Source organism: Pseudarthrobacter sp. LT1, assembly GCF_035621795.1.
Classification (GTDB): Bacteria; Actinomycetota; Actinomycetes; order Actinomycetales; family Micrococcaceae; genus Arthrobacter.
In genome coordinates this window covers 1,915,441-1,928,752 of sequence record NZ_CP141830.1, presented here as the reverse complement: position 1 = coordinate 1,928,752, position 13,312 = coordinate 1,915,441, and the positions used below count along the sequence as shown (strand labels likewise).

The 13,312-nt window shown below is 67.4% G+C and carries 9 protein-coding genes; all 9 read right to left on the bottom strand.

Annotation, left to right across the window (positions count from 1 at the left end; all coding sequences use genetic code 11):
* Nucleotides 1-22 precede the first annotated feature (22 nt).
* Nucleotides 23-1,480 carry a glutamate synthase subunit beta gene (locus tag VIK36_RS09010; protein WP_159632128.1) on the bottom strand — a complete coding sequence of 486 codons (1,458 nt, stop codon included), beginning with the start codon at nt 1,478-1,480 and terminating at the stop codon, nt 23-25.
* Nucleotides 1,473-6,086 carry a glutamate synthase large subunit gene (gltB, locus tag VIK36_RS09005; RefSeq protein WP_324644833.1) on the bottom strand — a complete coding sequence of 1,538 codons (4,614 nt, stop codon included), beginning with the start codon at nt 6,084-6,086 and terminating at the stop codon, nt 1,473-1,475. The genes VIK36_RS09010 and gltB overlap by 8 nt, the downstream gene beginning before the upstream one ends.
* Before the next feature lie 261 nt (nt 6,087-6,347).
* Nucleotides 6,348-7,514, bottom strand: coding sequence for a prolipoprotein diacylglyceryl transferase (gene lgt, locus VIK36_RS09000; protein ID WP_324644832.1), 1,167 nt, complete (start codon nt 7,512-7,514; stop codon nt 6,348-6,350).
* 2 nt (nt 7,515-7,516) lie between these two features.
* A complete protein-coding gene (trpA, locus tag VIK36_RS08995; RefSeq protein WP_324644831.1) occupies nt 7,517-8,365 on the bottom strand; it encodes a tryptophan synthase subunit alpha in 849 nt (282 codons plus the stop codon).
* Entirely contained in the window at nt 8,362-9,681 is a 1,320-nt protein-coding gene (gene trpB, locus VIK36_RS08990) for a tryptophan synthase subunit beta (protein WP_324644830.1), read from the bottom strand. Before trpB ends, trpA begins: the two co-directional genes overlap by 4 nt.
* 121 nt (nt 9,682-9,802) lie before the next feature.
* Entirely contained in the window at nt 9,803-10,624 is an 822-nt protein-coding gene (trpC, locus tag VIK36_RS08985; RefSeq protein WP_324644829.1) for an indole-3-glycerol phosphate synthase TrpC, read from the bottom strand.
* Nucleotides 10,624-10,911 carry an HGxxPAAW family protein gene (locus tag VIK36_RS08980; RefSeq protein WP_141160741.1) on the bottom strand — a complete coding sequence of 96 codons (288 nt, stop codon included), beginning with the start codon at nt 10,909-10,911 and terminating at the stop codon, nt 10,624-10,626. Before VIK36_RS08980 ends, trpC begins: the two co-directional genes overlap by 1 nt.
* Nucleotides 10,912-11,016: 105 nt before the next feature.
* Entirely contained in the window at nt 11,017-11,670 is a 654-nt protein-coding gene (locus VIK36_RS08975) for a Trp biosynthesis-associated membrane protein (RefSeq protein ID WP_324644828.1), read from the bottom strand.
* Complete coding sequence (locus VIK36_RS08970) at nt 11,670-13,232, bottom strand: anthranilate synthase component I (protein WP_324644827.1); 1,563 nt, start codon at nt 13,230-13,232, stop codon at nt 11,670-11,672. The genes VIK36_RS08975 and VIK36_RS08970 overlap by 1 nt, the downstream gene beginning before the upstream one ends.
* Nucleotides 13,233-13,312 lie beyond the last annotated feature (80 nt).

Genomic DNA, 13,312 nt, shown 5'->3' with positions numbered 1-13,312 from the left:
GATGCATCCCCCGGGACAGCGGTCAGAGGACGGCGATGGCGCGGTCCGTCGGCGCGACGGGTGCAGGAAGGATGGTGCTTCCCATCAGGTACTTGTCCACAGCGGCTGCGGCGGCGCGGCCCTCGGCAATGGCCCACACAATCAGGGACTGCCCGCGCCCGGCGTCACCGGCAACGAAGACGCCCTCGGTGTTGGTCATGTAGTAGCCATCGCGCGCCACGTTGCCGCGGCCGTCGAATTCAGCGTGAACCTGCTCGGTGATGCCGGCAGGTTCGGCGCCCGTGAAGCCGAGGGACAGGAACACCAGGTCCGCGGGAATAATCCGCTCGGTGCCGGCCTTCGGGAGCCGCTTGCCATCGACGAACTCCGTCTCGGCCACCTTCACCCCGGTGAGCTTGCCGTTCTCGCCAACGAACTCGACGGTGGAGGCGAGGTAGGTGCGTTCGCCGCCTTCCTCATGTGCGCTGGCCATCTCGAAGAGGGTGGGGAACGTCGGCCACGGCTGGTGGCTGGCACGCTCAGCCGGCGGCTGCTTGCCGATCGCCAGGGTAGTGACGGACGCGGCGCCGTGCCGGTGCGCGGTGCCCAGGCAGTCGGCACCGGTATCGCCGCCGCCCAGGATCACCACATGCTTGCCGTGGGCGTTGATCTGGTTCTCAATGGTTTCCCCGGCCACCGCGCGGTTCGCCGGCACCAGGTAGTCCATCGCGAAGTGGACGCCGTCCAGGTCGCGGCCCGGGATGGGCAGGTCACGCGGAACGGTGGCACCCGTGCACACCACGACGGCGTCATAGCGCCTGCGCAGCTGCTCCCAGGTAACGTCGGTGCCCACGGACACGCCGGTCCGGAAGCGGGTGCCTTCCGCCTTCATCTGCTCGACGCGGCGGTCCACCTGCTCTTTTTCCATCTTGAAGTCGGGGATGCCGTACCGCAGCAGGCCGCCGATCTTGTCGTCCCGCTCATAGACGGCAACGGTGTGGCCCACGCGGGTGAGCTGCTGGGCGACGGCCAGGCCGGCGGGGCCGGAGCCGACCACCGCAACAGTCTTGCCGGTGAGGCGCGCTGGCGGCAGCGGATTGACCCAGCCGTTGTCCCAGGCCTCATCGATGATCGAAACTTCCACCTGCTTGATGGTGACGGCGGGCTGGTTGATCCCCAGCACGCAGGACGCCTCGCAGGGCGCCGGGCAGAGCCGGCCGGTGAACTCAGGGAAGTTGTTCGTGGCGTGCAGACGCTCGATTGCTTCATCGCCCTTGTCCCGCCACATGAGGTCGTTCCACTCGGGGATGAGGTTGCCCAGCGGGCAGCCCTGGTGGCAGAACGGGACACCACAGTCCATGCAGCGTCCGGCCTGGGCTTTCAGCGTGCCCTTTTCCTGCGCCTCGTAGACCTCTTTCCAGTCCATGATGCGGACGGGAACGGGGCGGCGTGGCTGGGTTTCACGCTGGCGTACTTTCAGAAATCCGCGTGGATCAGCCACCGGTAACCTCCAGGATTCGAGACCATACTTCTTCGCCGTCGGGGTCAAGGCCCTCTTCGATGGCGTCGAGACGGGTTTGCAGCACGGCCGCGTAGTCGCGCGGCAGCACCTTGGTGATGCGGGCGGCGGTGTCATCGAAGTTCTCGAGGAGGCGTGCCGCCAGCTGGGAGTCAGTTTCTTCCACGTGCTTGACCAGCAGGCCGTGGACGATGTCGCGGTCCTCGGAGTCCAGCTCGCGCAACTGCAGTTCGCCGGACTCCAGCGCCTGCTTGTTGACGCGGGTGGTCCGCAGGTCCAGGACGTAGGCGGTACCGCCGGACATGCCTGCGCCGAAGTTGCGGCCCGTGCGCCCGATGATCAGCGTCTGGCCGCCGGTCATGTACTCACAGCCGTGGTCACCGATGCCTTCGACGACGGCGGTGGCACCGGAGTTGCGGACCAGGAAGCGTTCGCCCACCTGGCCGCGCAGGAACATCTCACCACTGGTGGCGCCGTAGCCGATCACGTTGCCGGCGATGACGTTGGTCTCCGCCTTGAACACGTTGGTCCGGTCCGGGCGGACGATGATCCGGCCGCCGGACAGGCCCTTGCCCACGTAGTCGTTCGAGTCGCCGTACAGCCGCAGCGTGATGCCCGCGGGCAGGAAGGCGCCCAGGGACTGGCCCGCGGTGCCGTTCAGCGTGACGTCGATGGTGTCCGTGGCCAGGACATCGGTACCAAAGGTCTTGGTGACCACGTGGCCCAGCATGGTGCCCACCGAACGGTCGGTGTTGATGACGTCCACGGTGATCTTCACCGGGCTGCGGTCCGTCAGCGCCTCGGTGGCCATGGTGATCAGGCGCTGGTCGAAGTGCTTGTCCAGTTCGTGGTTCTGGCCGGTCATGTTCCGCAGCGGCGCGTCGTCGTCGAACTCCAGGCCGTGCAGGATCGGGTCCAGGTCCAGGCCGTCGGCCTTCCAGTGGTCCACCGCGTCGCGGGTGTCCAGGACCTCGGCGTGGCCGATCGCCTCCTCGAGGCTCCGGAACCCAAGCTCGGCCAGGATTTCGCGGACTTCCTCGGCAAGGAACTCGAAGAAGTTGACCACGAACTCCGGCTTGCCGCTGAAGCGGGCCCGCAGCTCGGGGTTCTGCGTGGCGACGCCCACCGGGCAGGTGTCCAGGTGGCAGACGCGCATCATGATGCAGCCTTCCACCACCAGCGGGGCAGTGGCGAAACCGAACTCCTCGCCGCCCAGCAGGGCAGCGATGACAACGTCGCGGCCGGTCTTGAGCTGGCCGTCCACCTGCACCACCACGCGGTCGCGCAGGCCGTTGAGCATGAGCGTCTGCTGGGTCTCGGCCAGGCCAAGCTCCCAGGGAACACCGGCATGCTTGAGCGAGTTCAGCGGCGAGGCGCCGGTGCCGCCGTCATGTCCGGAGACAAGGACGACGTCGGCCTTCGCCTTGGTCACGCCGGACGCCACGGTGCCGATCCCCACTTCGGAGACAAGCTTCACGTGGACACGGGCCGAGGGGTTGGCACGCTTGGCATCGTAGATGAGCTGCGCCAAGTCCTCGATCGAGTAGATGTCGTGGTGCGGGGGCGGGGAGATCAGCCCGACGCCGGGGGTCGAGTGCCGCGTGCGGGCAACCCACGGGTAGACCTTCTGCGCCATCAGCTGGCCGCCTTCACCGGGCTTGGCACCCTGCGCCATCTTGATCTGGATGTCGTCGGCGTTGGTCAGGTAGAGGCTGGTCACGCCGAAGCGGCCGGACGCGATCTGCTTGACCGCGGAGCGGCGCTTCGGGTCGAGCAGGCGGTCCACATCCTCGCCGCCTTCGCCGGTATTGGACTTGCCGCCCAGCTGGTTCATGGCGATGGCCAGCGTCTCGTGGGCCTCCTGGGAGATGGAGCCGTAGCTCATCGCCCCGGTGGAGAACCGCTTGACGATGCTGGAGACGGGCTCCACTTCCTCAAGGGGAACGGACGGGCGCTCATTCTTGAACTTGAGCAGGCCGCGGAGGGTCATGAGGTTGGTGGACTGGTCGTCCACTCCCCTGGTGTACGCCTTGAAGATGTCGTAGCGGCGCTCACGCGTGGCGTGCTGCAGCCGGAAGACGGTCTCCGGGTTGAACAGGTGCGGCTCGCCGTCGCGGCGCCACTGGTACTCGCCGCCGCCCAAAAGCGGACGGTGCGGCTGTTCGATGCCGCCCTCCGGGTAGGCCATCTGGTGGCGGGCGGAGACCTCGGCAGCGATGACGTCCAGGCCCACGCCGCCCAGCTGGGAGTGCGTGCCGGCGAAGAACTCGTCCACCAGTTCCTGGCCCAGGCCCAGCGCCTCGAAGGTCTGGGCGCCGGTGTACGAGGCCACCGTGGAGATGCCCATCTTGGACATGATCTTCAGGACGCCCTTGCCCAGGCCCTTGATGAGGTTGTAGACGCCGTCCTGCGGGGTCACCCCGGTGACGTCGCCGGCCGCAATGAGCTGCTCCACGGATTCCATGGCCAGGTACGGGTTGACGGCGGAGGCGCCATAGCCGATCAGGACTGCAACGTGGTGGGTTTCGCGGACGTCGCCGGCCTCGACCACCAGGGCGGTCTTGGTGCGGTTGGCGCTGCGCAGCAGGTGGTGGTGCACGGCGCTGACCAGCAGCAGCGACGGGATGGGCGCCCACTGGGCGTTGGAGTCACGGTCGGACAGCACGATGTACTGGACACCGCGGTTGATCGCACCGGAGACCTGCTCGCAGATTTCGGTGAGGCGGGCCCGGAGCGCGTTCTCGCCGCCCTCAGGGCGGTACAGGCCGCGGACCTTCATGGCCACGCGGTTGCCGTCGGCGTCCTCGATGTTGGCGATCTTGGCGAGCTGGTCGTTGTTGATCACCGGGAAGGGCAGCTGGACCTGCGGCTGGCGGACCTGCTTGGTGTCCAGGAGGTTGCCGTTGGGTCCGATGGCGCAGGTCAGCGAGGTGACCAGCTCTTCACGAATGGCGTCCAGCGGCGGGTTGGTGACCTGCGCGAAGGACTGCACGAAGTAGTCGAAGAGCAGTCGCGGGCGCTTGGACAGCACGGCCACCGGGGTATCGGAACCCATGGCACCCAGAGGCTCGGCGCCGGTGCGGGCCATGGGGCCCAGCAGAATCTTCAGTTCCTCGGTGGTGTAGCCGAAGGTGCGCTGGCGGATGTTGACGGACGCGGCGGTGTGCACCACGTGCTCGCGCTCGGGCAGGTCGTTGAGGTCGATCAGGTTGTCCTTGACCCACTCGGCCCACGGGTTGGCCGCGGCTACCTCGGCCTTGACCTCTTCGTCGTCAATGATGCGGCCGGCCTCGGTGTCCACCAGGAACATCTTGCCCGGGGACACACGGCCCTTCTTGACCACCTTGGAGGGTTCGACGTCGATCACGCCCACCTCGGAGGCGAAGACGATCAGCCCGTCCTCGGTGATCCAGAAGCGGCCGGGACGCAGTCCGTTGCGGTCCAGGGTGGCGCCCACCAGGTTGCCGTCGGTGAAGGAGACGGCGGCGGGGCCGTCCCAGGGTTCCATCAGCAGCGAGTGGTACTCGTAGAAGGCGCGGCGGGCCGGATCCATGGTGGCGTGGTTTTCCCAGGCCTCAGGGATCATCATCATGATCGAGTGCGTGATGGGGCGGCCGGACAGCCACAGGAGCTCCGCTACCTCGTCAAAGGAGGCCGAGTCGGAGGCGCCGGGGGTGCAGATGGGGTACAGCTCTTCCGGCGAGTCACCCAGCAGCGGGTTGGCAAGCTGGGACTGGCGTGCGCGCATCCAGTTCCGGTTGCCCTTGACGGTGTTGATTTCACCGTTGTGGGCGATGGTCCGGAACGGCTGCGCGAGTGGCCAGGACGGGAAGGTGTTGGTGGAGAAGCGCGAGTGGACGATCGCGAGCTTGGTCTTGAAGCGCTTGTCTGACAGGTCCGGGTAGAACGGCTCCAGCTGGGCGGTGGTCAGCATGCCCTTGTAGACGATGGTGCGCGAGGACAGCGACGGGAAGTACACGCCGAACTTGTTCTGGGCGCGCTTGCGGATCCGCCAGGCGCGGGAGTCCAGTTCGTTGCGGTCGAGTTCCTCACCGTTGGCGGATGCGAGGAAGGGCTGGGAGAAGTAAGGCATGCAGGCCCGGGCCATGGCGCCCACGAGGTCGGCGACTACCGGCACTTCGCGCCATCCGAGGACCTTCAGGCCCTCGTCGGCGGCCAGTCCCTCGATGCCTGCCTTGGCGGCGTCGGCCTCCCGCTGCTCGGCAGGAAGGAACGCGGTGCCGGCAACGTACTGGCCTGGGGCCGGCAGCTCGAACTCGGTGACGGCCCGGAAGAACTCGTCGGGGATCTGCATGAGCAGGCCCGCGCCGTCACCGGTTCCCTCGTCGGCGCCCACGGCGCCGCGGTGCTCAAGGTTGCGCAGCGCGGTGAGGGCGGCATCGACGATGTCGTACCCGGGTTCGCCGCGAAGGGTGGCGATGATGGCGAGGCCGCACGCGTCCTTTTCCTGTTCCGGGTTGTACAGCCCGGCGGCCTCCGGCATGGCGGCGAAGCGCTTGAACGGCGACAGGGCAGCCCCGGGCTGATCCGGTTCGGACCAGCTGGGAGTGTTAAGAGTTTGGGTCATGGGAGACGTCCTTCCTCCTGATCGTGCGTATGGAAGGGACACCGTTGGCCCCACTCGTCGGCGCCGTTGCAAGGGCACAACAAAGTGTTGATTACTGGAAATTGTAGGTCAGCGCAGCCTGCTGAACTAACGGTTACGCAGGCCCCTGCCCGGGGCAACACCGGACAGCAGCTTCACGCTGTACGGACGGTGCCCCATGCCACGACGTTGTGGTTTCGGGCTCTTCGAGCGGTGGCTCTACTGCCCTGCCTGGCCGGCGCCCTACTTGCCGGTGCCGGCCTCCGGTGCGGGTTCCGTGGCTGTGCTGCCGGAGTGTCCGGCAGCCGTCGCATCCGCTCCGGGCTTTGGGCCGGCCGGTGCCGCCGCGGCTTCTTCCGTGGGGTCGGAAGCATGCCTGGAACCGCTGTGGTTATCAGGGAGATTACCACGCGAATCACTATCTGAGACAACAGTGTCCGGATCACGGACCTCTGTGACTGTCCCGGCATGTGGTCCCGTTGTCACGGCCTTGTCCGGTTCACGGCCGGCGAGGTACACGGTGTCCGGGTCCGGCCGGCCCTTGAGGCCGAGCAGGATGAAGGCGGCCAGGGCTGCCAGGAACACGAAGATGCTGGTCCACACATTGAGCCTGGTGGTGATGCCGAAGATGCTGATCTGCTCAGCATCGTCGATGCGCATTGCTTCAATCCAGACGCGGCCCAGCGTGTAGTACATGGCGTACAGCCAGAAGAGCCTGCTCCGGCGGAAGTTGAAGCGCCGGTCCAGGGCGAGCAGGATCAGGACGCCGGCCAGGTTCCACAGCGACTCGTAGAGGAACGTGGGGTGGAAGAGGGTGTCGGCGGGCATGCCGGCCGGAAAGTTGGGGTTGTTCGCGTCGATTTGCAGGCCCCACGGCAGGGTGGTGGGGCCGCCGAAGAGTTCCTGGTTGAAGTAGTTGCCCCACCGGCCAATGGCCTGTGCCAGGAGCAGGCCCGGCGCTGCGACATCGACGAAGGCGCTCAGCTTGATGCCGCTGCGGCGGCACCCGATCCAGGCACCCACCGCACCGAGCACGACGGCGCCCCAGATTCCCAGCCCGCCCCGTTGGATCTGCGGGATCAGGGAGAGGTCTCCGGTGCCGTCGAAGCCGGGGCCGAAGTAGGCGTCCGGTGATGAGACCACGTGGTACAGCCGGCCCCCGATGATGCCAAAAGGGATGGCCCAGATGACGATGTCCCAGACGCTGCCTTCAGGCGCACCACGCTTGGCCCAGCGGACGGACGTCAGCCAAAGGCCTGCGACGATGCCGGCCAGGATGCACAACGCGTAGGCGTGGATCCGCAGGCTGCCCCACGGGAGGGGGATGTCGAAGCCGGACCAGTCCGGGCTGGGGATGCTGGCGGACACCAACGTGGGTGCCAGGGCGGTTGCCTGAAGGAGCGGCTGCACGGCTACGCCCCGGTTTCCTGCGTGAGGCCCGATTCCCGGGCCAGCCCGGTGGCGAGGTCCTTGGTGAGGGCGCCGACGGCGTCCACTCCCCCGTCGCGGAGGGCGGCCACCAATGCCGTGCCCACGATGACGCCTTCGGCGTAGGCTGCGATTTCGCGGACCTGGTCCGCGGTGGAGACGCCAAGGCCAACGCAGACGCGTTCGGCGCCTGCACCGTGCGCGGCTGCCACAACATCCTTGGCGGCCGTGCTGACGGATGTCCGTGCGCCCGTGACGCCCATGATGGACACGGCGTAGACGAAGCCGCGGCTCGCGTCCACGGTGCGCTGCATGCGCTCCGGCGTGGAGGACGGTGCCACCAGGAACACCCGGTCCAGGCCATACTTGTCAGAGGCTGCCATCCACTCGGCGGCCTCGTCCGGAATGAGGTCCGGGGTGATGAGCCCGGCGCCACCGGCTTCGGCGAGCCGGCGCGAGAACTCATCCACGCCCATGCGGACCACGGGGTTCCAGTAGGTCATGACCAGGACGGCGGCGTCGGTCCTGCTGGTGATGCCGGCGACGACGTCGAAGACCTGGCTGACGTGGAAGCCCTTGGCCAGGGCCTCGGTGGTGGCGGCCTGGATGACCTGGCCGTCCATGACCGGATCGGAGTAGGGGATGCCGATTTCGATCAGGTCGGCTCCGTTCTCCGCCAGGGCGATGCCTGCGGCGATGGTTTCCTCCACGCTGGGGTAGCCGGCGGGAAGGTAGCCGATGAGCGCCGAGCGCCCCTGGGAACGGGCCCTGTCGATCGCTGCTGCCGACTTGCTGGCCGTCTCTGCCTGGTTGGCGATGTCTGCGCTGCTCACAGCTGCTCCCCCTCTTTGCCGATTTCCGATTCGGCGGAATTTTTGTCCAACAGGTCAAACCATTCGGCGGCGGTGGCTACGTCCTTGTCACCGCGTCCGGAAAGGTTGACGATGATGATCTTTTCGGCGGCGGAAGCGGCGTCCTCGGCGGCAAGCCGCTGGCCCACCTTGATGGCTCCGGCCAGCGCATGCGAGGACTCGATGGCGGGGATGATGCCTTCGGTGCGGCACAGGAGCCGGAAGGCGTCCATCGCTTCGCCGTCGGTGATGGGCTCGTAGCTGACCCGCCCGATGTCGGCCAGGTAGGAGTGCTCCGGGCCGACCCCGGGGTAGTCCAGTCCGGCGGAGATCGAGTGCGACTCGATGGTCTGCCCGTCGTCGTCCTGCATCAGGTAGGACCGTGCGCCATGGAGGACCCCGGGCTTGCCCAGGGTAATGGTCGCGGCGTGCCGGCCTGTCTCCACGCCTTCGCCGCCGGCCTCGAACCCGTAGATCTTCACGGTGGGATCATCCAGGAACCCGTGGAAGATGCCGATGGCGTTGGAGCCGCCGCCAATGCAGGCGCAGACAGCGTCCGGGAGCCGGCCCTCCTGCTCGAGGATCTGGGCGCGGGCTTCCTCGCCGATGACCTCATGGAAGTAACGGACCATGGCGGGGAACGGATGGGCTCCGGCGGCGGTGCCCAGCAGGTAGTGGGTGGTGGAAACGTTGGCTACCCAGTCCCGGAGGGCATCGTTGATGGCGTCCTTGAGGGTCTGGGAGCCGCTGGTCACGGGAATGACCTTGGCCCCCAGCAGCTCCATGCGGGCAACGTTCAGCGCCTGGCGGCGGCAGTCCTCGGCACCCATGTACACCACGCACTCCAGGCCCATGAGGGCGGCAGCGGTGGCACTGGCCACGCCGTGCTGGCCGGCGCCGGTCTCGGCGATGATGCGGGTCTTGCCCATGCGCTTGGCGAGCAGGGCCTGGCCCAGGACGTTGTTGATCTTGTGCGAGCCCGTGTGGTTGAGGTCCTCGCGCTTGAGGAACACCCGCACTCCCCCGGCGTGTTCGGAGAACCGCTTGGCTTCCGTGAGCAGGGACGGGCGGCCGGAGTAGTTCTTGTTCAGGTCCGCGATCTGGGCCCGGAAGTCGGGGTCGTCCTTGGCCTTGTTGAAGGTCTCTTCAAGTTCGTCCAGGGCGGCGATGAGGGACTCGGGCATCCATCGGCCGCCGTAGTTGCCGAAGTACGGCCCCGGGGCGTGGCGGAGGGATCCCCCCTGCAGGAATGCTTCCGCGGTGGTGTTGTCAGCGTTTCCTGAGGGTGCTTCAGCCATCAGTCCTGTCCTGTTCGAAGTTGGTGGTCAAAAGTGTGGATTTCCGGTACCGGGCCGGAACGGGTGCCTGTCCTGCGGGGCAACGTACTGCTGCCCAGCAGGAGGCTGGATGGGGCGTGCCTTAGCTGCGGGCAGCGATGGCGGCGGCGCCGGCGGCAGTGAACTCGGCGATGCGTTCCCGCGGCGTGGCGTGGCTTACCAGGGCCTCGCCCACCAGTATGGCGTTGGCGCCGCTGGCGGCGTAGTGCGTGACGTCGTCCGCGTCGCGGACGCCTGATTCGGCAACCACGACAGCCTCGGCGGGGATCATTCCTGCCAGTGAGGCAAAAACGGAACGGTCGACGTCGAGCGTCTTCAGGTTGCGCACGTTGACGCCGATGATCCGGGCGTTGGCCGCGATGGCCCGCTCGATTTCTTCCTCCGTGTGCGTCTCCACCAGCACGTTCATGCCGAGCTCGCGGCTGAGGGCGCTGAACTCGGTGAGCTGCGCGTCCGAAAGCGCGGCCACGATGAGCAGGATGAGGTCGGCACCGTGGGCACGGGCCTCCCAGATCTGGTACTCGTCGAGCGTGAAGTCCTTGCGCAGCAGCGGGATGTCGACGGCGGCGCGCACGGCGTCGAGGTCGGCCAGCGACCCGTTGAAGCGGCGCTGTTCGGTGAGGACGCTGATGACGGAGGCACCGCCGTCGGCGTACTGCCGGGCGAGCGACGCCGGATCCCCGATGCTGGCGAGATCGCCCTTGGAGGGGCTGCGGCGCTTGATTTCGGCGATGACTTTCAGCTGTTCCCGGGTTGGGGAGGTTCCGCCGAGGGCCGCCCAGGCGTCGCGGGCGGGTGCCGCTGCCTGGGCCAGGTCCTTCAGCTCAGCCAGGGAAACGAGCCGCTTCCTGGCCTCCATATCCTCCCTGACACCGGCGTTGATGTCGTCGAGAACAGTCGCCATCAGTGGCCGGAGTTCTTCAGCTTGCTGCCTTCGACGCCGTAGCCTGCCTTGCGCATGACGTAACCGAGGATGAGGCCGATGACCATGACAACGGCGCCGCCAATGAAGATGGGGGTGCTGGCGATAACGAAGGCGATGGCTGCGATGAGCGCGCCGACGAGCATGACGATGACGCAGGTCCATGCTGCCGGGCTGTTGCCGTGGCCCAGTTCCTGGCTGTGGTCAATGGCGCCCGGGGCGACCTGGCGGGTGCCGGACTTGGAAACGGACGCAGGTGCTTTGCTCATGGAAAATCTCCTCAGGGTGGATACTGCTTACATTCTGCCATTTTTTGGCCGCCGACCGCGTACCGCCGGGCCCGACGCCCGTGCCGGCGGTGGCGGCCACAGGCCTTACGTTGGGTCCTCGCCGCGGGAAAGCCGGTCCCAGCTGTCAATCTCGTCCACCGGTCCCGCCGCTGCAGCGGTTCCCGCGGCGCCGGGCGCGTCATATTTGGTGCGCGTCTTCCAGTAACGGGACGCCGGCAGGATCAGGAGGGCTGCCAGCGCCAACAGGGAGCCGGCGACGACGGCAAGTACCGGAAAGGGAGTGAGCTCCACGTGCGCCTGGCTGCCTGAGATCCCGGTGGCGCCTGCAATGGTTCCCTGCGCGGCCGAGAGCGGGTCGGCCAGGACCGTTGCCGCGGCGGTGACCACACCGGCTGAGGCCAGGACGATGATGGCGGTGATGACCCACCGTGCGATCCTGCCGGCGATGGCAGCTGCCAGTCCCCCGGCAAGGGCCACCAGGGCCAGGGCCGTGACGGTGGTGGCGGCCTTGCTGCCCTGCACCTGGATGGCACTTTGGGTGGCGGCAGCCTGGCCGACCTGGTTGGGGTCCAGGGTGGCAGTCATCCAGGTCTGGGTGGTGGTGCCGAAGGCGGCCAGCGCGAGGAGGGCGATCAGCATCACCAGCGTCGACTTGCGTGCCCACACCGGCGTGCCGCGGTTCTTCCGCGCCTTGCCTGCTTTGCCGGCCTTGCCCGCAGTTACTCCGGAATCCGGCATCAGGAGTCCGTCCCGCCGGGCAGGGATTCCGCGGAAATGTTGTGCAGCGATCCGGCGGTGTGGACTGCGCGCAGCGGGGCGGCGGCCTTGTTGACGGTTTCCATGGCCTCGGTGGGGTTCACCGAGTCCGCCACGATGCCGCCGCCGGCCTGGACGTAGGCGCGCCCTTCCCGGATCAGCGCCGACCTGATGGCGATGGCCATGTCCATGTCCCCGGCGAAGTCGAGGTAGCCCACCACGCCGCCGTAGATGCCGCGGCGGTGCGGTTCCAGCTCATCGAGCAGGCGCAGCGCCCTGGGCTTGGGGGCTCCGGAGAGCGTGCCGGCCGGGAACGTGGCCTTCAGGACGTCGTAAGCCTTGGCCTGCGGAGCGAGCTGCCCCACCACGGTGGATACCAGGTGCATGATGTGGCTGAAGCGCTCCACCTCCATGAACTGGGTGACATCCACCGTGCCGGCAACGCAGACCTTGGAGAGGTCGTTGCGGGACAGGTCCACCAGCATCAGGTGCTCGGCGCGTTCCTTCTGGTCCGCCAGCAGTTCCTCGGCCAGGGCCTTGTCCGCTTCGACCGTCTTGCCGCGGGGGCGGGAGCCGGCGATGGGGTGGGTGATGACTTCCTCGCCCGTGACCGTCACCAACGCTTCCGGGGAGGACCCGACGATGGAGTATTCGCGGCCCTCGGCGTCTTCGAGGCTGAAAATGTACATGTAGGGGCTGGGGTTGGTGTTGCGGAGCACGCGGTAGACGTCAAGGGCGGACGCCTTGCACTCCATCTCGAAGCGGCGCGAGATCACCACCTGGAAGACTTCGCCGTCGACGATGGCTTCCTTGCCGCGGTCAAGGGCTGCCAGGTATTCGGCTTCGTCCCAGCGTTCCTGGACGCTCGAGGCGAAGTCCAGGGCAGCAGGTGCCAGCACGGACACGGGCTGCACCACGGGGGCGCTGATCCTGGCCAGGAGTTCCTTGACCCGGGCCACGGCGTCGTGCCAGGCCTCATCGACGCGCTCGGAGCTGTTGTCGAAGTTGATGGCATTGGCGATCAGCAGGACCGTACCGTCAACGTTGTCGTGCACCGCCATGTCCGTGACCAGGTTCAGGGCCATCTCGGGCAGGTGCAGATCGTCCTCCGGCGGACTGACCAGCCGCTCCCAGTGCCGGACGGTTTCCCAGCCGAGGAAGCCCACCAGGCCGGAGGTGAACGGCGGCAGCCCCTCGAACCGGTCAGTGCGCAGGGCATCGATGGTGTCGCGGATGGCTTCCACCGGACTGCCGCTGACCGGCACCCCGGCGGGCGGCTCGCCCAGCCAGTGCGCCTGGCCGTCCTTGGTGGTCAGCGTGGCGCGGGATTTGGCACCGATGAAGGAGTAGCGTGACCAGGCTCCGCCTACGGCGGCCGATTCCATGAGGAAGGTGCCGGGCTGCCCCTGGGCCAGCTTCCGGTACAGGCCGATGGGGGTTTCGGCGTCGGCGAGGACCTTGAGCCGGACGGGAATGACGCGGCTGTGGCCGGCGAGTTCCCGGAACTCCTCAAGGCTTGGGCTGATGGTTCCGAGGTCCTGCATGGCTGTGCTTGTCCGCCTGTTCTTCAAAAAGGGGCCGGCGTTGCCGGCACCTTGGTTGTGCTTTGCTGGGATGGCCGCCG